General features: G+C 32.5%; 23 protein-coding genes and 1 riboswitch. Of the genes, 21 read left to right on the forward strand and 2 right to left on the reverse strand.

The window, feature by feature from the left end; all coding sequences use genetic code 11:
• The first annotated feature begins 32 nt into the window (after positions 1-32).
• The 12 genes from cobA (at position 33) to D1815_RS20660 (ending at position 15,280) form a co-directional block, all read left to right on the forward strand.
• Complete coding sequence (gene cobA, locus D1815_RS20605; protein ID WP_118389107.1) at positions 33-800, forward strand: uroporphyrinogen-III C-methyltransferase; 768 nt, start codon at positions 33-35, stop codon at positions 798-800.
• Positions 801-821: 21 nt separating this feature from the next.
• A complete protein-coding gene (locus tag D1815_RS20610) occupies positions 822-1,424 on the forward strand; it encodes a bifunctional precorrin-2 dehydrogenase/sirohydrochlorin ferrochelatase (protein WP_035085254.1) in 603 nt (200 codons plus the stop codon).
• Entirely contained in the window at positions 1,411-2,466 is a 1,056-nt protein-coding gene (locus D1815_RS20615; RefSeq protein ID WP_027393077.1) for an NAD(P)/FAD-dependent oxidoreductase, read from the forward strand. The genes D1815_RS20610 and D1815_RS20615 overlap by 14 nt, the downstream gene beginning before the upstream one ends.
• 85 nt (positions 2,467-2,551) lie before the next feature.
• Positions 2,552-2,872 (forward strand): 2Fe-2S iron-sulfur cluster-binding protein, encoded by a 321-nt coding sequence (locus D1815_RS20620; RefSeq protein ID WP_027393078.1) that lies wholly within the window; start codon positions 2,552-2,554, stop codon positions 2,870-2,872.
• Positions 2,873-2,962: 90 nt separating this feature from the next.
• A riboswitch (SAM riboswitch) is annotated at positions 2,963-3,071 on the forward strand.
• 166 nt (positions 3,072-3,237) lie between these two features.
• Positions 3,238-4,239, forward strand: a complete 1,002-nt coding sequence (locus tag D1815_RS20625) for a homocysteine S-methyltransferase family protein (protein ID WP_118389109.1) — start codon at positions 3,238-3,240, stop codon at positions 4,237-4,239.
• Positions 4,240-4,242: 3 nt separating this feature from the next.
• Positions 4,243-6,936, forward strand: coding sequence for a methionine synthase (metH, locus tag D1815_RS20630; RefSeq protein ID WP_118389111.1), 2,694 nt, complete (start codon positions 4,243-4,245; stop codon positions 6,934-6,936).
• Positions 6,937-6,970: 34 nt separating this feature from the next.
• On the forward strand, positions 6,971-7,924 hold the full coding sequence (metF, locus tag D1815_RS20635; RefSeq protein WP_027393081.1) for a methylenetetrahydrofolate reductase [NAD(P)H]: 954 nt from the start codon (positions 6,971-6,973) through the stop codon (positions 7,922-7,924).
• 50 nt (positions 7,925-7,974) lie between these two features.
• The gene (locus D1815_RS20640; RefSeq protein WP_118389113.1) at positions 7,975-9,069 is read left to right on the forward strand and encodes an acyloxyacyl hydrolase; all 1,095 of its coding nucleotides are present in this window, start codon (positions 7,975-7,977) and stop codon (positions 9,067-9,069) included.
• Positions 9,066-9,815 carry a head GIN domain-containing protein gene (locus tag D1815_RS20645; RefSeq protein ID WP_118389115.1) on the forward strand — a complete coding sequence of 250 codons (750 nt, stop codon included), beginning with the start codon at positions 9,066-9,068 and terminating at the stop codon, positions 9,813-9,815. Before D1815_RS20640 ends, D1815_RS20645 begins: the two co-directional genes overlap by 4 nt.
• Before the next feature lie 307 nt (positions 9,816-10,122).
• Positions 10,123-12,798 (forward strand): PAS domain-containing protein, encoded by a 2,676-nt coding sequence (locus D1815_RS20650; protein ID WP_118389117.1) that lies wholly within the window; start codon positions 10,123-10,125, stop codon positions 12,796-12,798.
• Between the two features lie 165 nt (positions 12,799-12,963).
• A complete protein-coding gene (locus tag D1815_RS20655) occupies positions 12,964-14,889 on the forward strand; it encodes a PAS domain-containing protein (protein ID WP_158594426.1) in 1,926 nt (641 codons plus the stop codon).
• Positions 14,876-15,280, forward strand: coding sequence for a response regulator (locus D1815_RS20660; protein ID WP_027393084.1), 405 nt, complete (start codon positions 14,876-14,878; stop codon positions 15,278-15,280). The genes D1815_RS20655 and D1815_RS20660 overlap by 14 nt, the downstream gene beginning before the upstream one ends.
• A gap of 18 nt (positions 15,281-15,298) precedes the next feature.
• Here the strand turns inward: D1815_RS20660 and gldA are convergent, their stop codons facing one another.
• Complete coding sequence (gldA, locus tag D1815_RS20665) at positions 15,299-16,192, reverse strand: gliding motility-associated ABC transporter ATP-binding subunit GldA (protein WP_118389121.1); 894 nt, start codon at positions 16,190-16,192, stop codon at positions 15,299-15,301.
• Positions 16,193-16,511: 319 nt separating this feature from the next.
• Here gldA and D1815_RS20670 point away from each other — a divergent pair, with 319 nt between their 5' ends.
• Positions 16,512-17,825, forward strand: a complete 1,314-nt coding sequence (locus D1815_RS20670; RefSeq protein WP_118389123.1) for a glycoside hydrolase family 1 protein — start codon at positions 16,512-16,514, stop codon at positions 17,823-17,825.
• Here D1815_RS20670 and D1815_RS20675 read toward each other — a convergent pair.
• Positions 17,822-18,283 carry an Lrp/AsnC family transcriptional regulator gene (locus tag D1815_RS20675; RefSeq protein ID WP_027393087.1) on the reverse strand — a complete coding sequence of 154 codons (462 nt, stop codon included), beginning with the start codon at positions 18,281-18,283 and terminating at the stop codon, positions 17,822-17,824. The two genes, D1815_RS20670 and D1815_RS20675, sit on opposite strands and share 4 nt — an antisense overlap.
• 184 nt (positions 18,284-18,467) lie before the next feature.
• Between D1815_RS20675 and D1815_RS20680 the strand changes: the two genes are divergently transcribed.
• The 8 genes from D1815_RS20680 (at position 18,468) to dtd (ending at position 26,505) form a co-directional block, all read left to right on the forward strand.
• On the forward strand, positions 18,468-19,442 hold the full coding sequence (locus D1815_RS20680) for an NAD-dependent epimerase/dehydratase family protein (RefSeq protein ID WP_118389125.1): 975 nt from the start codon (positions 18,468-18,470) through the stop codon (positions 19,440-19,442).
• A gap of 65 nt (positions 19,443-19,507) precedes the next feature.
• Positions 19,508-20,695: a glycine C-acetyltransferase gene (kbl, locus tag D1815_RS20685; protein ID WP_118389127.1), complete on the forward strand. Its 1,188-nt coding sequence runs from the start codon at positions 19,508-19,510 to the stop codon at positions 20,693-20,695.
• 348 nt (positions 20,696-21,043) lie between these two features.
• Complete coding sequence (locus D1815_RS20690; protein ID WP_118389129.1) at positions 21,044-21,874, forward strand: prephenate dehydratase; 831 nt, start codon at positions 21,044-21,046, stop codon at positions 21,872-21,874.
• Positions 21,871-23,028 carry a pyridoxal phosphate-dependent aminotransferase gene (locus D1815_RS20695; RefSeq protein ID WP_118389131.1) on the forward strand — a complete coding sequence of 386 codons (1,158 nt, stop codon included), beginning with the start codon at positions 21,871-21,873 and terminating at the stop codon, positions 23,026-23,028. Before D1815_RS20690 ends, D1815_RS20695 begins: the two co-directional genes overlap by 4 nt.
• A complete protein-coding gene (locus D1815_RS20700) occupies positions 23,025-23,873 on the forward strand; it encodes a prephenate dehydrogenase (RefSeq protein WP_118389133.1) in 849 nt (282 codons plus the stop codon). Before D1815_RS20695 ends, D1815_RS20700 begins: the two co-directional genes overlap by 4 nt.
• Positions 23,874-23,920: 47 nt before the next feature.
• Positions 23,921-25,003: a bifunctional 3-deoxy-7-phosphoheptulonate synthase/chorismate mutase type II gene (locus tag D1815_RS20705; protein WP_027393092.1), complete on the forward strand. Its 1,083-nt coding sequence runs from the start codon at positions 23,921-23,923 to the stop codon at positions 25,001-25,003.
• Between the two features lie 50 nt (positions 25,004-25,053).
• Positions 25,054-26,004 (forward strand): ribosome small subunit-dependent GTPase A, encoded by a 951-nt coding sequence (gene rsgA, locus D1815_RS20710; protein WP_027393093.1) that lies wholly within the window; start codon positions 25,054-25,056, stop codon positions 26,002-26,004.
• A gap of 48 nt (positions 26,005-26,052) precedes the next feature.
• On the forward strand, positions 26,053-26,505 hold the full coding sequence (gene dtd / locus D1815_RS20715) for a D-aminoacyl-tRNA deacylase (protein WP_118389135.1): 453 nt from the start codon (positions 26,053-26,055) through the stop codon (positions 26,503-26,505).
• Positions 26,506-26,528 lie beyond the last annotated feature (23 nt).

Raw genomic sequence — 26,528 nt, forward strand, 5'->3', positions numbered from 1 at the left:
ATATTTAAAATAAAGACAATAAGTAAATAAAAATGAGTACTAAAACACCAAAACTCACAGTAGTCGGGGCAGGACCAGGAGATCCAGATTTGATTACATTAAAAGCTATTAAAGCATTGGAGTCTGCTGATGTGGTGTTGTATGATGCACTTATCAATGAATCCTTATTAGAATATGCGCCTAAAGCTGAAAAAATATTTGTAGGAAAAAGAAAAGGATGTTATGCATATCAACAGGAACAGATTAATGAGTTAATTGTTAGTAGAGCCAAAAGCCATGGACACGTAATACGATTAAAAGGAGGAGATCCATTTATTTTTGGAAGAGGAGCTGAAGAAATTGACTATGTTCAAAAATTTGGTATCGATACTAATATGGTGCCAGGGATATCATCGTCTTTAGCAGTTCCGGCATATCAAGGAATTCCATTAACAAAAAGAGGATCTTCCGAGAGCTTTTGGGTAATTACAGGAACTACTAAATCCCATAAATTATCGCAGGATGTTTGCCTGGCAGCTAAATCAAATGCAACTGTGGTAATTTTAATGGGGATGAGCAAGTTAAGCGAAATAGTTAGTATCTTTGCAGCCGAAAATAAAGAGGATGTTCCAGTTGCTATTATTCAGAATGGAACTACTGAAAATGAGCAATTTGGATTTGGTTCAATAAAAACAATAGAGCAGGTTGTATTAGATAAAAAACTATCATCACCAGCGATTATTGTAATTGGAGAAGTAGTAGAGCAAAGAGCAAAATTAGCTTCGATTTATAGAGAAGTAAAAGAAGAAATCGTATCTTGATAGTTCAGGATAGATGTAGAGATGAAAGAAAGAAATAATTTATATCCCGTTTTTCTGAAAGTTAAAAACCTTGAGATCCTAATTGTAGGAGGAGGAAATGTAGCCGAAGAAAAACTTACGTTCTTACTAAAATCTAGTCCAGATGCTAAAGTAACAATGGTGTCCCCAATGTATAGAGACGATACAATTACTTTAGCTAATAAGTTTGGGGTGGAGATGATTAAAAAGAAATATCACAGACGTTTTCTTAAACGGAAACATATTGTGATTGCTACTACAGATGTTCCAAAAGTCAATGTACAAGTGTATAAAGACTGTAGGAAAAGAAGTAAATTGGTAAATGTAGCGGACAATCCTCCGTATTGTGATTTTTATATGGGAGGTATTGTAACCAAAGGAAACGTAAAAGTGGCTATTTCGACAAATGGAAAGTCACCAACAACAGCAAAACGACTACGTCAGTTTTTCGAAGAAGTAATTCCAGAAAACATAGATGATTTAGTTAAGAATTTAAACGAATATAGAAAAACAATAAAAGGTGATTTCGAAGAAAAAGTGGAAACACTTAATGAATTTACCAAAGGATTAATAGGAAAAAAAGAAGTTGAACATGATCAAGACTGATATTCTAATCATTGGAGCTGGACCAACAGGTTTATTTACTGTTTTTGAAGCTGGATTACTGAAGTTAAAAACACATCTTATAGATGCATTGCCTCAACCAGGAGGACAATGTTCTGAAATATACCCTAAAAAGCCAATATATGATATTCCAGGTTTTCCTGAGATTTTAGCTGGTGATTTAGTGAATAATTTGATGGAACAAATAAAGCCTTTTGAACCAGGTTTTACTTTAGGAGAAAGAGCAGAAACTATTGAGAAGTTAGAAGATGATACCTTTTTGGTAACCACCAATAAAGGAACAAAACACAATGCGCCTGTAGTAGCAATTGCTGGTGGATTGGGTTCTTTTGAACCTCGTAAACCACCTATTCCAAATATTACGGATTTTGAAGATAAAGGAGTTGCTTACATTATTAGAGATCCAGAAGTATATAGAGATAAAAGAGTTGTGATAGCTGGAGGAGGAGATTCTGCATTGGATTGGACTATTTTCTTAGCAGATGTAGCTAGTGAGGTAACACTAGTACATAGAAGAAATGAGTTTCGAGGAGCTTTAGATTCTGTAGAAAGAGTTGCTGAATTAACTAAGTTAGGAAAAGTAAATTTAATCACTCAAGCAGAAGTAAAAGAACTAAAAGGAGATGATCATATTACCGCTGTTGGGATCAAACATAAAACAGAGGGAGATATCAATGTTGATACAGATTATTTTATTCCATTATTTGGACTTTCACCAAAATTAGGACCAATAGGTGATTGGGGATTAGAAATAGAAAAAAATGCAATAAAAGTAGATAACTCTTACGATTACCAAACAAATATTCCTGGTATTTATGCAATAGGAGATGTTAATACATATAAAGGAAAGCTAAAACTAATTCTTTCAGGATTTCATGAAGCAGCCATTATGTGTCAAAGTGCTTATCAAAGGATCTTCCCAGACAAGAAATATGTAATGAAGTATACTACCGTTGGAGGAGTTGAAGGATTTGATGGATCTAAAAAAGAAGCTAAAAAAGAAGTAGTAAAAGCAATAGTATAGAATTTATTATATCATAATCCTCGCAATTAATACTGATCATTTTTCGGTATATTTGCGAGGATTTTTATACGATTAAGACGATAATATGTCAGACGTTACCATAAAGATAAAAGATAGAGAAGGAGAAATTCATGAAGTACAGGCTCCTACTGATATGGCAATGAACCTTATGGAAGTGTGCAAAGCCTATGAACTTCCTGTAGAAGGAACTTGTGGTGGTATGGCGATGTGTGCATCTTGTCAATGTTATGTCTTATCAGATCATGAGCTTCCAGAAATGAGCCAAGATGAAGATTTAATGTTAGCAGAAGCTTTTTATGTAGAGGATAATAGTAGACTTGGATGTCAGATTCCAATTACTCCAGAATTGGATGGTTTAGAAGTAGAATTAGCTCCTGAATCTTAAAAATGTAGAATAAACTTGCAAAACAAAAGGCTATGCCTTTAATTTGTAATCATAACGGTTATAAAACTGTTTAGTTCATATAATTATTAAATGTTATCAAGAAAGGTGGAGGGAATAGACCCTATGATACCTTAGCAACCCTTTATCTTTTAAAGAAGGTGCTACGTTCTATTCGTATACTAAACGAAATAGATAACAAATGACCATAGCTTTTGCTATTTCCATTTATTTTTCTTGATATATTTTAAAATATTCCTTTTATAAAGGAGATTTAATGTTATTCGATAATGTTATATAAAGCCCGCCTTAGTATTTCATTATCGTTTAAAAATAGATTTAAGAAGTATTAGCTTGAAGATGGATAAATGAAAGACATAAAAAAAATATTAGAAGAGAGAATTCTTGTGCTTGATGGTGCTATGGGTACTATGCTCCAACGTCATAAGTATACAGAAGAGGATTTTAGAGGAGAACGATTTAAAGATTGGCCGATTCCGGTGCAAGGGAATAATGATTTATTAAGCATTACACAACCCGAAGCTATAAAAGAAGTGCATCGGTTGTATTTCGAGGCAGGAGCCGATATTGTGGAAACCAATACCTTTTCGGGGACTACAATTGCGATGGCAGATTATGAGATGGAAGAGTTGGTCTACGAACTAAATTATCAATCTGCTAAAATAGCAAAAGAAGTAGCTGATGAATTTACAGAGAAAGAACCTCATAAACCTCGATTTGTGGCAGGGTCCATTGGTCCTACAAATAGAACGGCTAGTATGTCTCCAGATGTAAATGATCCTGGGTTTAGAGCAGTTACTTTTGATGAATTAAGAGTGGCGTATAAACAACAAGTAGAAGCTTTACTTGATGGAGGTTCTGATATTCTTTTAGTTGAAACTATTTTTGATACTTTAAACGCAAAAGCTGCACTTTTTGCAATTGAAGAGGTGAAAGATGAAAGAAATATAGAAGTGCCAATTATGATAAGTGGTACGATAACCGACGCAAGTGGCCGTACACTATCCGGACAAACTGCAGAAGCATTTTTAATTTCGGTATCTCATATACCAATGCTATCAGTTGGTTTTAATTGTGCCTTGGGAGCAAGTCAATTAACTCCCCATTTAGAAGTGTTAGCCCAGAAAGCTAATTTTGGAGTTTCTGCACATCCTAATGCGGGATTACCAAATGCTTTTGGAGAATATGATGAAACTCCAGAACAAATGGCATCTCAGATTAAGGAATATATGGATAAAAGTTTAGTGAATATTATCGGAGGATGTTGTGGAACAACACCCGAGCATATAAAAGCGATTGCGGATTTAGCTAAAAAGTATGAACCAAGATCAGTAGAAGTTGTAGCATAGATTATGAGTACGGAGCAAAAAAGAAAATATCTGAAATTATCCGGATTGGAACCCATGATTGTTTCAGCAGAAACTAATTTTATTAATGTAGGAGAACGAACAAATGTTGCTGGATCGCGTAAATTTTTACGTTTAGTAAAAGAGGAAAAGTTTGACGAAGCTTTAGACATAGCTAGGCATCAGGTAGAAGGTGGTGCACAGGTGATAGATATCAATATGGATGATGGCCTAATTGATGGAAAAGAAGCGATGGTTAGGTTTTTAAACTTAATTATGGCAGAACCAGATATTGCAAGAGTTCCTATTATGATTGATAGTTCTAAATGGGATATTATTGAAGCTGGTTTACAGGTGGTACAAGGAAAATGTGTAGTAAATTCTATTAGTCTTAAGGAAGGTGAAGAAGAGTTTATTGCTCACGCCAAAAAAATTAAACGATATGGAGCTGCTGTAATAATTATGGCTTTTGATGAGGTTGGCCAAGCTGATAATTATGAACGTCGAATTGAGATTTCAAAAAGATCTTATGATATTTTAGTAAATCAGGTGAATTTTCCTCCTGAGGATATCATATTTGATCTAAATATATTTCCTGTTGCCACGGGAATGGAGGAGCACAGAAAAAACGCTATTGATTTTATTGAAGCTACAAGATGGGTTCGAGAAAACCTACCACATTGCAGTGTAAGCGGAGGTGTTAGTAATGTCTCTTTTTCTTTTAGAGGAAACAATCCTGTTCGAGAAGCAATGCATTCAGTGTTTTTATATCATGCCATAAAAGCTGGTATGAATATGGGGATTGTAAATCCTGCAATGTTAGAGGTGTATGATGATATTCCTAAGGATCTCCTTGAACATGTAGAAGATGTGATCTTAGACCGAAGAGATGATGCCACAGAAAGATTATTGGATTTTGCAGAAACTGTTGTAGGGACTAGTAAAGAAAAAACGGTCGACCTTTCTTGGAGAGAAGAATCTTTACAAAATAGAATTACTAGAGCACTCGTTAAAGGGATTGATCAATATATAGTTGAAGATGTAGAAGAAGCAAGATTAGTCGCAGAGAAACCAATTGAAGTGATCGAAGGTAACTTGATGGTTGGTATGAATGTAGTAGGAGATCTTTTTGGATCTGGTAAAATGTTTTTGCCACAAGTAGTTAAATCCGCTAGGGTTATGAAAAAAGCAGTTGCTTATTTGTTACCCTATATCGAAGAAGAAAAGAAAAAGAATCCCAAACAGGCCGAAGGTAATGGTTCTGCGGGTAAAGTTCTTATGGCTACGGTAAAAGGAGATGTTCATGATATAGGAAAAAACATAGTGTCTGTAGTACTAGGGTGTAATAACTATGAAATTGTGGATATGGGAGTAATGGTCCCCCCAGAAAAGATTATTCAAACTGCTATTGATGAGCAAGTAGATATCATTGGATTAAGTGGTTTGATTACACCTTCACTGGATGAAATGGTGTTTTTAGCAAAAGAAATGGAGCGTAGAAATTTTAAGGTTCCTTTATTGATAGGTGGAGCTACTACGTCAAAAGCACATACCGCTGTTAAAATTGATCCTCAATATAAAAATGCAGTAGTTCACGTAAATGATGCGTCCAGAGCAGTTACTGTTGTTGGAGATTTGTTGAATAAAAGAAGTAATCAAAAATATGTAGGAGATCTCAAAGATGATTATGAAAAATTTAGAGAAGGGTTTCTTAAAAGAACAAAACAAAAAGAATACTTGTCTATTGAAGAAGCTAGAAAAAATAAATATAAGATCGATTGGTCTTCTTCAGAAATTATAAAACCAAATACGTTAGGAATTCAGGTTATTGAAGATTTTGATTTAAGAAAGTTAGAATCTTTTATTGATTGGACACCTTTCTTTAGATCATGGGATTTACATGGTAAATATCCAGCAATTTTGACAGATGAAGTTGTTGGGGAACAAGCCGCTTCATTGTATGAAGATGCACAAGAATTATTACAAAAAGTATTTGATGAAAAACTACTTGGCGCAAAAGCGGTGTATGGTTTGTTTGAGGCCAATACTGTGGATCATGATGATGTTTTAATTAAATCAAACTCAAAAGATTTTAAATTTAGGACATTGAGACAGCAATTAAAGAAGCATGCTAGCAAACCTAATTTTGCATTGGCTGATTTTGTTGCCCCGAAAGAAAGTGGGATACAAGATTATATGGGATGTTTTTGTGTGACTACTGGTTTTGGAACCAAAGAACTTGCAGAAGCTTTTGAAGCAGATCTGGATGATTATAATTCGATAATGATTAAAGCTTTAGCAGATCGTCTTGCCGAAGCTTTTGCAGAATGTTTACATCAGAAAATTCGAAAAGAAGATTGGGGTTATGCTAAAGAAGAGAAATTATCAAATGAAGAATTAATTAAAGAATCGTATAAGGGTATTAGACCAGCACCAGGATATCCAGCTTGCCCAGATCATTTAGAAAAATTAACAATTTGGGAAGTGTTACAAGTAAAAGATAGAATAGGGGTTGAATTGACAGAAGGACTTGCTATGTGGCCTGCAGCATCAGTTTCGGGATATTATTTTGCAAACCCAGAAGCTAGATATTTTGGATTAGGGAAAATAAAAGAAGATCAGGTGAAGGATTTTGCCAATAGAAAAAATATTGACTTCGAATATGCGCAAAAATGGTTAAGTCCTAATATTATTGACTAAAATAAAAGATTACCAACTAAGAACTATAAATTAGATGAAGGTTACAGATCATATAAAAAATGCAAAAGGAAAAACATTATTTTCTTTTGAACTAATACCACCACAAAAAGGAAAAAGTATTCAAGAATTATATAATAACATTGATCCTTTAATGGAGTTTAAACCTCCATTTATCGACGTAACTACTTCTAGAGAAGAATTTATTTATATAGATAGAGATGGGTTACTAGATAAAAAGCTTACTCGTATGCGTCCCGGGACAGTTGGGATTTGTGCTTCGATAACTCATAAATATAATGTCGATACTATTCCGCATGTATTATGCGGTGGTTTTACAAAAGAAGAAACAGAATATCTATTAGTTGATTGTCATTATTTAGGGATAGATAATGTTATGGCGTTACGCGGAGACGCAATGAAGGAGGAAAAGTATTTTAATCCTACAAAAGGAGGTCATTGTTATGCCAATGAATTGGTAGAACAAATTGTGAATATGAATAGTGGTAGGTTTCTACATGAAGTTATAGAGAGTGATAACCAATCTGATTTTTGTGTTGGAGTAGCAGGGTATCCCGAAAAACATTTAGAAGCTCCTTCTATGGATTCGGATATAAGAAGGTTGAAGGATAAAGTTAATGCAGGTGCAGACTATGTTGTAACTCAAATGTTTTTTGATAATAAAAGATATTTTGAATTTGTCGAAAAAGCAAGAGAAGCCGGGATTAATGTGCCAATCATTCCAGGAATTAAACCAGTCGCTGTAAAAAGACATTTGCAATTACTTCCACAGGTATTTAAGTTAGATATGCCAGATGAACTTGTTAAGGCAGTTGAGAGTTGTAAAACTAATAAAGAAGTAAGAGAAGTCGGTATTGAATTTGCAATACAGCAATCTAAGGAGTTAATGGAATACGGAGTACCTGTTTTGCATTATTATTCAATGGGTAAATCTGATAACATAAAAAAAATTGCAGCAAATGTATTTTAAAAAGTAGTAAGGTTTTGGAAACCTAATGATGCTATCTTACATTTGTCGGAATGATAAAACATCTTTGTTTAGTACTTTTTCTTCTAGGGTATTTGGTGCAATCTCAAGAAGATAAACCATATTATAGTTTTGATGTCAATAATTTTTATGGAACAATCCTGAAACACAATCCGGATATTTCTCATTTAATTACTGGGCATCCCTCTGGAGTTCTTTTTTCAATAAACCGAAAGACTTTTGGAAACAAAGACTGGCAGCGGTTGTATAATTCTCCCGATTATGGAGTATCATTTATTTATCAAGATATGGATAATGAGTTTTTAGGAGAAAACTTCGGATTCTATGCTCATTATAATTTTTATTTTTTTAAGCGGGTTTTAATGCTTAGACTTGGACAGGGATTAGCTTATAATACAAATCCATATGATGAAGATAATAATTTTAGAAATGTAGCTTACGGATCTCATTTTATGAGTTCTACCTTTGCAATGTTGAATCTAAAAAAAGAAAATTTAATAGGTGGACTTGGAGTGCAATTAGGGTTTGGGGTAATTCATTATTCTAATGCTAATTTTAAAGCTCCTAATAAAAGTACAAATACACTAGTTTTTAACGCAGGGTTTAATTATGTCTTGGATAGTACGTATCCAGAATATATTAAAAAAGAAAAAGGGGACGTTAAAGGTTCGGAACCTATTTCTTACGGTTTTATGTTCCGCAGTGGAATTAATGAAAGTGATGTTGTTGGATCTGGTCAGCATCCATTTTATACAATTGCAGCGTTTGCAGATAAGAGATTGAATAAAAAGAGTAGTGTTCAATTGGGAGCGGAATTATTCTTTTCAGAAGCTTTAAAAAAGTTCATAGATTTTAGGTCAACTGGAGATTTTGAAGACGGAACTACAGGTGACGAAGATTCCAAAAGAGTTGGTATTTTTTTAGGACATGAATTACGAATTAATAAGATATCGATTTTGACACAGTTAGGATATTATGTGTATTATCCATACGATTTCGAAGGTCAAGTGTATAATCGTTTTGGTGCAAGATATTATTTTAACAAAAATATATTTGGTTCAATTACTGTTAGATCTCACGCAGCTAAAGCGGAAGCAGTAGAGTTTTCAATAGGGTATAGATTATGAAAAGAGTTATCATAATAATATTAGGTTTGTGTCTGGTTTCCTGTGATTCTGAAAATGCGTTGGACTGTTTTCAAAGAACGGGAGGTATAATAAGACAAGAGGTTGAGGTTGCTGATTTTACAAGAATCTTAGTAAATCCTAATGTAGAGTTAATCTTAAAAGAGGGAGAAGTAGCTTCGGTCGTAATAGAGACAGGTGATAACTTATTGGATGAAGTATCCGCGGCGGTTGAAGGAGATCGTTTAGTGTTAAGTAATAGCAATGATTGTAATTTTGTGAGAGATTTTAATCAAACTAAAGTTTTTGTTACTTCTCCAAATATTACTGAAATTAGGAGTGAAACACAATTTGATATTTCTTCAGATGGGGTGTTGAGATATCCTTCATTAGTTTTGTTCTCTGAGGACTTTTTAGAAAATGAGGGAGGGAATATAACAGGAACTTTTACTATGGAGGTTGATAACGAAGTTTTAAGAGTTGTTGGCAATAATATTGCTTCTTTTTTTATTAAAGGTAATGTGGAGACTTTGAGCGTTACTTTTGCTTCCGGAACGGGTCGATTTGAAGGAGGTGAGCTTATTTCTCAAGATGTGAACATAAAGCATAGAGGTACAAATAAGATCATTGTAAATCCTCAACAATCCATAAAAGGTGAAATAAGAAGCACAGGTGATGTGATTTCTGTAAATACACCTCCAATAATAGAGGTTGATGAATTTTTTACTGGCCGACTTATTTTTAATTAATTTCCTGATTTTATTTAAATCATAACTAATATTAGGGATTTTTCCCTTTTTTTTAAATATGGTTTTGTTAGTTTTTTCATACTCTATTTGTTTTTTTATTATAATCAATTGATAATGTTTTTTAATACAAATGATTGTTAATGAGCAGTTTGTGTTTTTATGTTAAAAGTAAAACACTCATTTTTGCGTGTAATTTTATTGTGGTTTAAACTTTTAAAATAAAAGGTTTTTCTGTAATAAAAAGTTAATGATATTGCGTAAATTTAAGTACCCCGCTGATCAAACATTTTAATCTTAACAAAATTGTATGGCCTATAGCGAGGAAACTACGTCTAGAGATTTTATTCCCTTAAATGAAAATTTTTTAAAAGAAAAACTCTATCAACTTATTAAGAAGGAAGATAAGATTTTTGACTTTATTCAAGATTCAGTATGGGATGGTCTCTGGTTTTGGGATTTAAAAAAGCCTAAAAATGAATGGGTTAATAAAAATTTTTGGGATACATTGGGATATGATCCAAAGCAGATGCCTGATAAAATATCCTCTTGGCGGGATGTTATAAAAGATGAAGATCTAAAAAAAATTTCAGATAACCTTGAAAACTATTCTTATCACCTTTCTGATTCCTACGAACAGGTTCTTCGTTATACGCATAAATTAGGGCATATCGTTTGGCTACAATTTAATGGTTTAATAATAAAAGATGATGACGGAAAACCGACTCAAATGTTGGGAATCCATACAGACCTAAGTAAATTAAAAAGAACTGAAGAAAAATTACAAGAATTAGTCGAAAAATATGAGGATGTTCTTGAAGGTCCAAATCAAGGTTCTTGGGAATGGAATTTAAGGACAGGAGAGGTGTTGTTTGATGAACAATGGGCTAATATTATTGGATATTCACTTGCTGAATTACAGCCTATTTCTCTAGATACTTGGGTTAGTTTTATGCATCCTTCGGATCATATTAAGACAACTAAAATATTGCAGGAACATTATGAAAAAAGAATACCGTATTATGAATGTGAGATTCGACTAAAACATAAAAATGGAGAATGGATATGGGCTTTGGTTAAAGGTAAAATAATTAGCTGGGATAAAGAGGATAATCCAGAATGGTTGGTAGGGTCTCAGGTCGATATTACTGATAATAAAAAAGCATTAGAAAAAAATAGATTGTTTGTAAGTCAAGCCCCAAGTGCAATGGCAATGTTTGATACAAATATGAGGTACTTGGCGGCATCTAGAAGATGGTTTGAAGATTATAATATTGTAGGTCAAAATATAATTGGAAAAACTCAGTATGAAGTTTTTCCAGAAATGGAAGAAAAATGGAACGAATATTACAAAGAATGTCTCACAGGAAATGTTCTTAGAAAAGAAGAGGATTGTCTTAAAGGTAAAGAGGGATGTTTACAATGGATTTCCTGGGAACTCAGGCCTTGGTATAATAGAGAAGGAAAAATTGCTGGAGTTTTAATGCATACTTCTGACATTTCTAAACTAAAAAAAGCAGAAGCCATTAATGAAGAACGTAAAGTTTTTTTAGAAGCAATTTTAGACAGTGTTAACGTAGGGATAGTATCCTGTGATCAAAACGGTAAATTGACCTTATTTAATAATGCGACGAAAAAATGGCATGGTTTACCAGTACGATCTATTCCAATTACAGAATTATCTCAACACTATGGTCTTTATAAGAGAGATGGCGTAACACCATTAAAAGAAGAAGAAATACCACTATTAAAAGCTTTAAAAGGAGAAGAGGTAAAAGATCAAGAGTTAACTATAATCCCTAAAATTGGTCCTATAAGAAAAGTAGTAACTAATGGTTCTCAGTTAATAGGAGCAGATGGAGAAATAAAAGGTGCGGTTGTGGCTATGCATGACGTTACTGAAAGAAAAATGGCTGAAGATAAACTTAAAGTAAGTGAAGAAGCATTTAGAGGAAATTTTGAAAATGCAGCTATAGGAATGGCTATCATTGGCTTAGACGGAAGATGGATCGAAGTGAATAATGCAGTTTGCAATATGATTGGGTATTCTAAAGAAAAACTTACTAAGATGACTTTTCAGGATATTACCCATCCTGATGATCTAAAAAAAGATCTAGGATTATTGAATAAACTTTTAAAAGATGAAATACCGTATTATCATTTAGAAAAAAGATATATTCATAAGAACGGTCAGGAAGTCTATACGTTGTTATCAGTCTCTTTGGTGAAGGATAAAAATCAAAAACCACTTTATTTCATTTCTCAAATAACGGATACTACTCAGAATATAAATACTAGGAGGAAATTACATAAGGCCCTTGCAAAATTAGAAGGAGTTTTAGAGTCGAGTACTAGAGTTGCTATTATTGGTACAAATACATCAGGTATCATTAACATATTTAATAAAGGAGCAGAAAACTTATTGGGATATTCTAGAGATGAACTTTTATTGAAAGAAAGTCCAATTATTATTCATCTAAAAGATGAGATAAAGATGGCTGAAATTGAGTTGTCAACAGAGTTAGGGGAGTATAAAGAAGGGTTTAAGGTTTTTATTGAATTAGCAAATAAAGAAAAATACTATACGAGAGAATGGACACTTGTAAGAAAAGATGGAACTCAATTCCCAGTGCAACTTACGATTACTGCAATAAAAGAAAAAGGAAATATAATAGGTTATTTAGGTGTTGCAACCGATATTAGTGATATAAAAAAAGCAGAGAGAGAGCTTAAGTCAATTTTAAAAGTAACCGAAAATCAAAACACACGTTTAAAAGACTTTGCTCATATTGTATCTCATAAATTACAATTACACTCAAGTAATTTAGAAAGACTCTTAGAAAAATTTTTACAAGAAAATCCTGAGATAAAAGAATCTGATATTATTAAGATGTTTAAAATTACATCATCTAAGCTTTCAGATACTATCAAGGATTTAAATGATGTAGTTAAAATCAATAATTCTATTACAACTAATTTAGATTAACTTTTACGAGGTTTAGTTTATACAGGATAATCTAAAAATATATTTATAAAGTTGAGACCATAATATTATTGAGGTTTATTAACATATTTTTTAAGGGAATTTTCCTTAACTTTAAGTAAATTCCTACTTACATACCCCTTCTGTTATAATAAAATGAATAAGACAATGAAACTTGAAAAAAAGATAGATGTAGATCCAATTTTGGATAGCGGGGAACACTATTTGCAAAAAGAATTATACGATCTAGTTAAAAAAGAAAGTTCAATATTCGATTTTTTACAAGTCGGAGCGTTGGACGGGCTGTGGTTTTGGGATCTATTAGACCCAGAAAACGTATGGATGAACTCTAGTTATTGGACCACATTTGGATATGATCCCAAGAAAATGCCTCATAAAGTAGATTCTTGGCAGGATATTGTGTTTAAAGAAGATTTAAAAAATGTATATGCCAATTTTGCAAGCCATGCAGAAGATCCTACCTGCCCTTATGATCAGATAGTTAGATTTAGACATAAATTAGGACATACTGTGTGGGTTCGGTGCAGAGGTATGATGTTACGAGATGAAGATGGGAAGCCTGTTAAAATGTTAGGCGCACATACTGATATCACAGATATTAAAATAAAAGAAGAAGAACTTAAACTTCAGTCAGCTTTTTTTGAACACATAATTGATGGAACCGGTCTAGGTACTTGGAAATGGAATGTTAAAACAGGAGAAACAATTCTCAATGAACGTTGGGCAGAAATTATAGGATACTCACTTTCAGAACTAGAACCAATTTCTTTAAGTACTTGGTTAGAACATTCCACTAAAGAAGATCAAGATAGATCAAACAAATTTCTAAAAGATCATTTTCTTAATAAAACCCCTTTTTACGAGTGTGAATTTAGAATGAAACACAAAAATGGTGAGTGGATTTGGGTTTTAGATAGAGGAAAAGTAGTAAGCTGGGATGAAAATGGAAATCCTGAATGGATGGTTGGATCCCATCAAGAGATTACTAAAAAGAAGAGAGATTTTGAGAGAAACAGACTTTTTATAGAGCAAACTCCTAGCGCAATTGCAATGCTAGATAATGAAATGAATTATTTAGCAGCTTCTCAAAAATGGTTAGAAGTGTATGAGATAGAAGATGTTGAAATTATTGGTAAATCATATTATGAGATTTTTTCTAAAATCAGTGAAGCAAGGAAAATAAATATTGATAATTGTTTAAAAGGAAATATAGTTAAGAATTATGAAGAGAAAATAGAAACTAAAAGTGGCAAATTTAAGTGGTTATCTTGGGAGTTACGTCCTTGGTATTCAGATGATATTGAAATAGGTGGTCTTATAATTCATGTTTCGGATATTACTAGAATAAAAAAAGAGGAAGAATTAAAGTCATTATTGAAGGTAGCAGAAGAGCAGAATAGAAGATTAAAAAACTTTGCTCATATCGTTTCTCATAATCTTAAATCTCATTCAGGAAATTTTGAAATGTTGCTGGATCTATTTTTACAGGAAAACCCGGAAATAGAAGACAATGAAATCATTAAACTTTTTAAGACTGCTTCAAGTAATCTTTCTGATACTATTGCTCATTTAAATGAGGTAGTTTTGATCAATACTTCGCTTGATAAAAGTTTAGTGCCAATACAGCTTAAAGATGTTATTGATGAGGTCGTAAGAGGTGTTTCTGCTATAGCATTAGAGTCTAAAGTAGAAATTAATAATTTAGTTGATGATGATATTGATGTATTAGCTATTCCAGCTTATTTAGATAGTATATTACTCAACTTTATTACAAATGGTATTAAATACAGATCAAGGGAACGAAAGAGTCATATAAGCCTTAGTGCAGTTGCAAATAGGAAATACGTGGTTTTATCGATAACGGATAATGGATTGGGTATTGATTTGGTTAAGCATCGATCTAAGCTATTTGGAATGTATAAAACCTTTCATCCTAATATTAAAAATTCGAGGGGAATAGGATTGTTTATTACTAAAAATCAAGTAGAAGCAATTGGAGGAAAGATAGAAGTGATTAGTAAGGTTAATCAAGGAACAACTTTTAAAATTTATATGAAATATGAGAAGAATTGATATTGCTTGTGTTATAGACGACGACCCTATTTTTGTTTTTGGGATTAAAAAGGTTATGCAACTCATTGACTTTTGTGAAGGAATATTGGTTTTTAAAAATGGCCAAGAAGCATTAAATAATTTAAGAGCGATTATTTCGGCAAAGGAAAAGCTACCAGATATTATTTTGTTGGATTTAAATATGCCAGTATTGGATGGATGGCAATTTTTGGATGAGTTCATTAAGATACCTTGCGAGAAAGAAATACTTATCTATGTTGTTTCTTCATCAGTTGATCCAGAGGATGTTCTTAAAGCTACATCTTACGAAGGAGTAAGTGATTATATAGTAAAACCTATATCAGTTGCAAAATTGAAGGAGGTTTTGAATGATTTTGAAAGTGCTTTTTAATATTATTATTAAAAAATACTATTTAGTTAATTCTCTAAATAGACTTTCTAAATCTTTATTTTTTCTTGAAAGTTGAAGAATTTTCAATTCATTATCGTGAGCAAAATCAAAAACTGCTGATCTCATATCTGTAGTAGTGTCAAATGTAAGTTGATATACAAATCCATGGATGTTTTGTACATCTTTTATATGCTCAAATTTTAATAAAAAAGCTTCTTCTACTCTATAATCAAATTCAACTTCTATGAGTTGATCCATTTGATCAGTTATTTCATTTAAGTTTTTATCAGCGACAATTTCACCTTGATTAATTATAATCACTCTGTCGCACATTGCTTCCACCTCCTGCATAATGTGTGTAGATAAAAAAACTGTTTTTTCCTTGCCGACTGACTTAATAAGTTCTCTGATCTCTACTAACTGATTGGGATCAAGACCTGTTGTTGGTTCATCTAGTATTAAAACTTTTGGATCATGTAGCAAAGCACATGCTAGCCCTACACGTTGTCGATATCCTTTAGATAATTGACTAATTTTTTTATTTGACTCTGGTAGTAGGCCAGTTAACGTAATTACTTCTTTTATTCTAGATTTTGTGATTTTATACACCTGTGCATTGAATAATAAATATTCTCTAACGTACATTTCCAAATACAAAGGATTGTGTTCAGGAAGATACCCAACACTTTTTTGTACTTCTATGGGCTGCGTATGTATATCAAAACCATTGACTAAAGCTTCTCCTTCAGTTGGGTCTAAATAGGTAGTTAAGATTTTCATCATAGTAGATTTTCCAGCACCATTGGGCCCTAAAAAACCAACAATTTCTCCCTGATTTACTTTAAAAGAAACTTCTTTTAAAGCATTTTGATTATCATATATTTTCGTAATATTTGAAACTGAAATTGACATAAACACATATTATAACTACCCGTTATGTTCAAAAGTACATAAAACGATATTTATTGTATCGATAACCAATAAAAAATTAAAAAACTGATCATAACATTTAGATAATATTTAGGTAAACATATGTTGGATCTGTTTTATTAACTTTAAAAATCAAAACCAATTTATATGTTAGTTAGTAGAATAAATAATAACATAGTTCGTTTTTTTACCAAGGTGATTTATAATATTCAAAAGGTAATTTTCTTTATTATATATCCATACATTAAGAAGAGCTTATTCAAGCATTAGTAACTATTCTTTCCTTGAGTTTTATTTATCAATGAGTAATATTGACCATCTTATTTGGGGAGTCACAACTGCAGCAGCCCAAACTGAAGGTGGTTTTAATGCGGATGGTAGAGGCCTTTCTATATGGGATACGTTTACTAATAAACCAAAAAGTATTAAGGATAAATCAAATAACCAGGTTGCAACAAATTTTTACGAACGATATAGGGAGGATATTGATTTATCTGTTAAAATAGGGTTGAAAATATTTCGTTTTTCAATTTCTTGGTCAAGAGTTTTACCCAATGGATCAGGAGCAATTAATGAAAAAGGAATTGCATTCTATAATAAAGTAATTGATTATTGTATAGAAGTTGGTATAGAACCATGGATTACCACATATCATTGGGATTTACCTCAGAAATTACAAGATAAAGGTGGTTGGAAAAATCGAGATGTAATTACTGATTACGAAAATTATATTAAAGTACTTAAGCTTTATTTTGTCGACCGAGTAAAAAATTGGATACTTATTAATGAAGCGATTGTGTGTATTGGAGCAGGATATTTTCTAGGAATACACGCTCCTGGCAAGCGAGGGATTAAAAGTTTTAGTGCTAGTATTCATCATATTTTATTAGCTCAGGCCAGAGGTTATAGAGTTTTAAAAGGTAAGAAAGATATAAAAATTGGCACCGCTATTAGTTGCACAAAAATTGAATCGCATTCCAAAAGAAAAAAAGACCTAAGAGCAGCGAGTCGAATAGATGCATTAATGAATCGTTTATGTATTGAACCCTATATAGGTTTGGGGTACCCTGAGAATGAACTTCCTCTCGTAAAAAGAATTAAGCGGTTTGTACAACAGGGTGATATGGAAGAAATGAAAGTTGATTTTGATTTTTGGGGAATTCAGACGTACGCTCGAGAAGTGGTTAAAAGTGCGTGGTACATTCCTTATTTAGGTAGTATCCCTGTTAAACCAAGCAAAAGAAAAGCACCTGTTTCTATTATGGGATGGGAAACATATCCAAATGGGATTCAGTATTTTTTGGAAAGATTTTCGATGTATGATTCAGAAAAACCATTGTGGCTTACAGAATGTGGAATGGCCTTATCAGAAAAAGAAGATGATGCTAAACGGATAGAATATTACACACATATTATAGAGGGTATGAAAAAGGTTTCTGATCAAGAAATCAACTTAAAAGGGATATTACTTTGGACGCTTGTAGATAATTTTGAATGGGCCGAAGGATATATTCCAAAATTCGGAATAATTGGTATGGATAAAATTACACTCAATAGAAAAATGAAAAAAACAGCATTTTGGCTTAAAGATTATTTATCCAATCGTTCAGGTTAAATATAGAATTCTGATGAATGTTTGATTTCTTTTAAAACAAATGTGCTATTTAAAACCCCAATATTTTCAATTTTAGAAAGTTTGGTCTTTACAAAATCATGGTATTCTTCTAAACTTTTAGTGTGGATTTTTAAGATAAAATCTACTTGCCCGGCCATATGGTAACATTCTTGCACTTCTTCTAAATTTTGAATTTGTTCTTCGAATTTTTCAATAAATGCTTCATTGTGATATCTCATAGACACTTGACAAATAGTAGTTATAGATCTGTCTATTAGTTTTTTATCTAATATAGCTACATACTTTTTTATAATCCCTTGTTTTTCTAGCCTTCTAACTCTTTCATAAACAGGAGATGGTGTTAAATTAAGAATAGCAGCAATTTCTTTAGCCGTTTTTTTAGAATCTTTTTGAAGAATTCTAAGAATTGTGATGTCAGTTTGATCTAAATGGTCCATGTATGTTAATTAAAAATTACTTTAAAACAGAGAGTTACACATCCTTTAAAAGTAATTAAAACGATATAATGTGCAATATAAAGGAATAATTACTTAAATATTGATATATATCGGATATAAAAGTTGTATTTGCTAATTTAGTAAGTGAATAATACTTGTTGTGTGTTAAAATTTTAAGAGGAATATGGATACAAAAGTTTTAGTAATTGGAGCAAATGGACAATTAGGTTCCGTATTGACAAAAGAGCTTCAAAAAAAGTATACAATAGAAAATGTAATAGCTTCAGACCTTAGACAAAATGAGGATTTTAAAGGCATATTTGAAATTGTTGATGCTACTGATAGGAATAGGATTCAAGAAGTTATAGAAAGATATAAGATTACCCAAATTTATCATTTAGCGGCAATTTTATCAGCTAAAGGAGAGGAAACACCATTAGCTACTTGGGATATTAATATGAAGACTTTGTTTAATGTACTAGAGGTGTCAAGAAAAAATGATATCGATAAAGTATTTTTCCCAAGTTCAATTGCGGTATTTGGAGAAGGTGCACCTTTAGAAAACACACCAGATGATGCATATCTTAATCCTGCTACAGTATATGGTATTAGTAAAGCTGCGGGAGAAAATTGGGCACAGTATTATTTTCTTAGATATGGTTTAGATGTTAGGTCTATAAGGTATCCTGGTGTGATTGGTTATCAATCGTTACCTGGAGGAGGTACAACCGATTATGCGGTAGATATATATCATAAAGCAGTACTAGGAGAAGACTTTGATTGCTTCTTAAAAGAAGATACGATGCTTCCAATGATTTTTATGGAGGATGCTATTAGAGCTACGATAGAATTAATGGAGGCACCAAAAGAAAATATAGCAGTAAGAACATCTTATAATATTTCGGGAATTAGTTTTTCTCCGGAAAATGTAGTCTCCGAAATTCGTAAATTATACCCTGATTTTAATGTAAATTATACCCCTGATTTCCGACAAGAAATAGCTTCTAGATGGCCAAAATCAATTAGTGATATTTCTGCTAAAAAAGATTGGGGATGGCAACCACGTTATGATCTCAAAGATATTACTGAAATTATGATTGAAAAACTACAACAGAAATATAAAACAGGTTCAAAAAGTAAAGAACTTCTAATGTTTTAGAAATTTTGTTTTATAGACTTATAATTTGAGTTTAATTAGTAAATAATAAAATAAAGAATACCGTAATGTTTTCAAATATTAAAGACGATTTACAAAAAGAGTTAGATGATATTAAATCTGCTGGCTTGTATAAATCAGAAAGAGTAATAACTACTCCACAAGGAGCAGAAATAGATACTACAAACACAAAACATGTTTTAAATTTTTGTGCAAATAATTATTTAGGACTTTCTTCTCATCCAGATGTTATAAAAGCGGGTAAGGATGCTATAGATTCTCATGGATATGGATTATCTTCTGTAAGGTTTATTTGTGGTACCCAGGATATTCATAAAGAATTAGAACGAAAAACTGCAGAATTCCTTGGAATGGAAGATTCTATTCTATATGCAGCAGCTTTTGATGCAAATGGAGGAGTTTTTGAACCTATTCTTACGGCGGAGGATGCTATTATTTCAGATTCGTTGAATCATGCTTCTATAATTGATGGGATTAGATTGTGTAAGGCAAAACGTTTTAGATACGAACACAATAATATGGTGGATCTAGAAAAACAATTACAAGCGGCAAAAGGATCCAGAAGGGTATTGATTGTAACGGATGGTTCTTTTTCTATGGATGGAACTATTGCACAATTGGATAAAATTTGTGATTTGGCTGATACATATGAAGCCATGGTAATGATCGATGAGTGTCACTCTACAGGTTTTCTTGGAAAAACTGGACGTGGAACTCATGAGTATCGGGATGTAATGGGAAGGATTGATATTATAACAGGTACTTATGGTAAGGCGCTTGGTGGAGCTTCTGGGGGTTTTACAGCAGCAAGAAAAGAAATTGTAGATATGTTAAGGCAACGATCTAGGCCTTATTTGTTTTCTAATACAGTGGCACCATCAATTGTAGGAGCTTCGATTAAAGTACTTGATTTGTTAAGTTCTTCAACTGTACTTAGAGATAAACTGGAGGAGAATACTAAATATTTTAGATCAGAAATGACTGCTGCAGGATTTGATATAGTATCTGGAGATCATCCTATAGTTCCTGTGATGCTTTATGAAGCTACTTTAGCGCAAGAGTTTGCTGCAAAATTATTAGATGAGGGAATTTATGTTATTGGATTTTTCTATCCCGTGGTACCAAAAGGTAAAGCTCGTATAAGAGTACAATTATCTGCTGGACATGATCGACATCACTTAGAAAAAGCAGTAAAAGCATTTACTAAAGTAGGTAAAGAGCTGGGAGTAATATAATTACTAACGTTTGTTAGTGTTTAAAAACTTAAAAGATTCTTATTGTACAGGTTGGTTTGTTTAAAATATTTCATTGATTCATATTAAAAATTTGATATTTGATGATAATAGGTTTGAATCAATGAAAAAAATGAAAAAATATTTTGTATGGTAATAGTTTTAGCTAATTTAGCAACGTATTAAAGAAACAACAATGAGCAATTTGTTTACTTGGAACCGATTTTATTTTTTCTTCTTTTATTTTAAAAGTAAGATCGGGATCGCTATGTAAATGAATAAGCAAAATTTATAAAATTAGAATCCCGATGAAAAATCGGGATTTTTTTTTGAAATAAAAATTTAAAACGTTTGAGAAAGAAAGTTGCTATACAAGGAATAAAAGGATCATATCATCATGGGGTTGCCCAAGCATATTTTGGTGATCAAATAGATGTAGATGAATGTATGTCTTTTCAAGAACTGGTTCATAGTCTAGAGAGAAAGAAAAGTACTGATGCTGTGATGGCAATAGAGAACTCTATCGCAGGCTCGATTATTCCTAATTATGCATATATTGATGAACATAATCTAACAATATGTGGGGAGTATTTTCAGCCAATTCATCATTGTTTAATGGCTTTAGAGGGACAAGAAATCTCCGATATAAAAGAGGTATATTCTCATCCTATGGCTTTGCTTCAGTGCAAAGAATTTTTTAGAGACCAACCACATATTAAATTAGTAGAAGATTCAGATACCGCAGATGTTGCAAAAAGAATTCAAGAACAAGGATTAAAAGGCGTTGCTGCTGTGGCAGGAGAAACTGCTGCTAATATTTATCAATTAAATGTTTTAGCAAAAGAAATTCAGACAATTAAATCAAATTGCACACGGTTTTTTATACTAACAGCTAGAGAGGATTCTGGAGTGGATAGTAAAGAAATTAATAAAGCATCTTTAAAATTTTTAACGGATCATAAAAGAGGAAGTTTAGCAACAGTTCTTAATGTTATGAGCGATTGTGGTTTGAACCTTACTAAGATTCAGTCATTGCCGGTAATTAACATGCCTTGGAAATATTCCTTTTTTGTAGATGTTACGTTTAGTGCATATGAGGATTATCAAAAAGCTGTTTCTTTATTAAAAATAATGGCATTAGAATTTAAAATTTTAGGAGAATATAAAAATCAAAACGGATGAGTATTCAAACTGCAAAAAGATTAGAAACGGTTGAGGAATATTATTTCTCTAAAAAATTACGAGAGGTAAGGGCGCTAGCGGCTTCAGGTAAGCCAATTCTAAATATGGCTATAGGTAGTCCCGATCTGGATCCACCTAAAAAAGTTGTAGAAGCTATTCAAAATGCCGTTGTTTTAGATGGAGCTCACAAGTACCAAAGTTATCAGGGGATCCCAGAATTACGGGAAGCTATTTCAAACTTTTACGAAAATAAATATAAGGTAGTTCTAGATCCAGAAAATGAAATTTTACCCTTGATGGGATCCAAAGAGGGAATTATGCATATATCATTAACGTATCTTAATGAAGGAGATGAGGTTTTGGTTCCCAATCCTGGATATCCCACATATACATCTGTAACTAATTTAGTTGGAGCCAAACCTGTTTATTACGATTTGGTGGCGGATAATGGGTGGGAACCAGATTTAAAAGCTTTAGCTAAAAATGATTTAAGTAAGGTGAAAATTATGTGGATTAATTACCCCCACATGCCCACGGGAGCCAATGGTAGTATGGATTTGTTTAAAAAGTTAGTAGATTTTGCAACAAATCATAATATTTTATTGATTAATGATAATCCTTACAGCTTTGTTCTAAATGATAACCCAATAAGTATTCTATCTGTTCCTGGAGCTAAAAATGTTGCACTTGAGCTAAATTCGTTGAGTAAGACATTTAATATGGCCGGATGGAGAGTAGGAATGGTTAATGGAAGTCAGGAAAAAATTGAAGCTATTCTAAAAGTAAAAAGTAATATGGATAGTGGTATGTTTCAAGGGATTCAGAAAGGAGCTATAGCTGCATTGAATATATCTGATGATTGGTATTCTAATATGAATGCTATTTATAAAGAACGTAGAAAGTTAATCTGGGAATTAGCTTCAATTCTTGGTTGCAACTATGATAAAACAGCGACAGGAATGTTTGTTTGGGCAAAACTACCAAAAGGAATTAACGCTGTTGAGTTTATCGATACGATATTATATGAAAATAGTGTTTTTATAACTCCAGGTGATATTTTTGGAAGTAATGGAGCAGGTTATATTCGTTTTTCTTTATGTGTTACTAAAGAGAATATAAACGAAGCAATAAAAAGATTACAAGTAGAAGCATGAAAGTATTCATAATAGGTATTGGGTTGATAGGAGGTTCGTTTGCAATTGATGTCAAAGCGGCATTTAACGAAGCGAAAATTTACGGTATAGATAAAAATGAAGAGCATTTGGATAAAGCAATTTCTCTTGGGTTAATCGATGAGAAAGCAAATTTTTCAGCATTAGAAAAAGCAGATGTTGTTATAACTTCGATTCCGGTAGATGTAACCGTGAAACTATTACCGGAAATTTTAGATATTATACATGATGACTGTTTGGTATTTGATGTAGGTTCTACTAAGAAGAAATTATGTAATTCAGTAAGTGATCACCCGAAACGAAGAAATTATTTGGCGGCACATCCGATAGCCGGAACAGAGTTTTCAGGACCGCAGGCAGCAATTGCTAATTTGTATAGAGGTAAAACTAACATTATTTGTGAAGTAGAAAAGACGGCTTTTAAATTACAGGAGCGCGGAATGGAGATTTTTACAAGATTAGGAATGAGGATACGATATATGGACCCTGCTTCTCATGATAAACATATTGCATATGTATCTCATTTGTCACATATTAGTTCTTTTATGTTAGGAAAAACCGTAATTGAGAAAGAAAAGAATGAACGTGATATTTTTGATATGGCAGGTAGTGGGTTTGCATCTACGGTAAGATTAGCTAAAAGTTCTCCCGAAATGTGGGCACCCATTTTTAAACACAATAAAGAAAATGTAGTCGAAACTTTAACTGAGTATATAGCAAATCTCACACAGTTTAAAGAGTTGATGGAAGAAGATAATTTTGTAGAAATTTATAAAGAAATGGAAGACACTAATCATATAAGAACAATTTTGAAAGGAATTTCATAAAATAACCACTTAAAAACAGATTATTAATAGAGAATAAAAAAATAAAAATGGAGAATAAAAAAGAACTTAGAAACTGGTTAGACGAATACAACTTGGATCACCCATTGGTGATAGGAGGGCCTTGTAGTGCAGAAACAGAAGAACAAGTAGTTAAGATAGCGCATCAACTTAAAGATTCTGACGCTACAGTGTTGCGTGCTGGAATTTGGAAACCAAGAACTAGACCAGGTAATTTTGAAGGTGTTGGAGCTTTAGGGTTGAAATGGTTACAGCGAGCTAAAGAAGAAACAGGAATGAAGATAGCTACTGAGGTAGCAAATCCTCATCATGTAGAATTGGCCCTAGAACATGGAGTAGATGTATTATGGATAGGTGCCAGAAGTACAGTTTCTCCTTTTATAGTGCAAGATATTGCAGAGGCTTGTAGAGGGATTGATAATCCCGTATTGATCAAGAATCCAATTAATCCAGATCTATCACTTTGGTTAGGAGCTGTAGAGCGTTTTTATACGTGCGATGTTAAAAATTTGGGGGTAATACATAGAGGGTTTTCGACATATGAAAAAACGAAGTACCGTAATATCCCAGAATGGCAAATACCAATTGATTTGCAAAATCGTTTTCCAGATTTACCACTTATTTTAGATCCATCCCATATTGCGGGAAGAAGAGACTTGATTTTTGACCTTTCGCAGACGGCTTTAGATCTAAATTTTGATGGATTAATAGTCGAAACGCATTATGATCCAGATAATGCTTGGAGTGATGCCGCACAACAGATTACACCAGAAACTTTAGTTCAACATATGAAAGATTTAAGAATTCGTAAAGAAGTAGGAGTCGATGAAGCATACCAAAGAACTTTAAATGAATTACGTGCAAAAATCGATGTAGCCGATAATCAATTATTAGATGTTTTGTCCAGAAGAATGAAAATTTCTGATGAGATTGGTAAAGCCAAAGCTAAACAGAATGTTGCGATATTGCAGTCTAAACGTTGGAATGAAATTTTAGGTAAAATGATTCTTGAAGGAGAAGAAAAGGGATTAAGTGAAGAGTTCATGTTAAGAATTTATAAAGCAATCCATCAAGAGTCTATAAATCACCAGAAAAAAGTAGCTAAATCTTAAATGTGTATAATACCTATTGGGTATAGAGATTTATTTGCATCTTTGCGTTTATGACAGGAACCGTTTATAAATCTACCGGAAGTTGGTATACCGTTAAAACTGATAACGGCACTGTATATGAATGTCGTATAAAAGGTAAATTTAGAATAAAAGGTATAAAAAGTACCAATCCAGTTTCTGTAGGCGATAGGGTGGATTTTAAGGTAGAAACTAATAATGATAGAGAAACCGGTGTTATAGAAAATATAAGAGAACGCCGGAATTATATTATTAGAAAATCAGTAAATCTTTCTAAACAAACTCACATCATTGCGGCAAACATTGATGTGGTTTTTTTATTAGTAACTCTTAATAATCCACCAACTTTTACGGCTTTTATAGATCGTTTTTTAGTTACTGCAGAGGCCTATGATATTAAGGCAATTTTATTGTTTAATAAAATTGACACTTATGATGAAGATGAACTCCTAGAAATAAAGTATCTAGCTGCTTTATATAGAAATATAGGATATGAGTGTATAGGGATATCTGCAAAAACAGGAAAAAATATTGACAAAGTTAAAACCTTAATGGAAGGTCAAGTGAGTATGTTTTCTGGACATAGTGGTGTGGGAAAATCTACATTGGTTAATTTAATAGAGCCTAATTTATCTCTTAAAACAGCCGAGATTAGTGATCAACATCAACAAGGACAACATACTACTACTTTTGCTGAAATGTATGACCTTAGTTTTGATGCTAAGATTATTGATACTCCGGGTATCAAAGGTTTTGGAATCGTCGATATGGATAAAGAAGAAGTTGGAGACTATTTTCCAGAATTTTTCGAACTAAAACAACAATGTAAGTTTAATAATTGTCTACATATAAATGAACCAAAATGTGCTGTTAAAGAAGCGCTAGATAAGGAAGAGATCGCTTGGTCTCGATATAAAAGTTATTTGCAAATCCTCGAAGGAGAAGAAGAGCATTATCGAAAAAATAATTACGATGAAGAATAAAATTTTATTTTTCAGGGTAACATTTCCTCTATAAAAGACACATACATAATGAGAGCTGTAATTCAAAGAGTTTCTGAAGCATCAGTTAAAGTAAAAGGAGACAAGATTTCGAAGATTGGTTTGGGTCTTCTCATCTTGTTAGGAGTTGAAGATGAAGATTCTAAAGATGATGTATTATGGTTATCAGGAAAAATAAGTCGGCTAAGAATATTTAGTGATGAGAATAATATGATGAATAATAGTATTCTTGATATTGATGGAGACGCAATAGTAGTTAGTCAATTTACATTACATGCGAGCACTAAAAAAGGAAATAGGCCGAGTTTTATTAAAGCTGCAAAGCCAGAAAAAGCAATTTCTTTATATGAAGAATTTATAAAAGAGCTAGAAAAAAACTTAAAAAAGAAAGTAGGAACTGGAGTTTTTGGAGCAGACATGAAGGTTTCATTATTTAACGACGGACCAGTAACCATAATTATTGATACTAAGAACAAAGAATAATAATCTTCTCATAATTTGTTTGA

The organism is Aquimarina sp. AD1, from assembly GCF_003443695.1.
GTDB classification, from domain to species: domain Bacteria; phylum Bacteroidota; class Bacteroidia; order Flavobacteriales; family Flavobacteriaceae; genus Aquimarina; species Aquimarina latercula.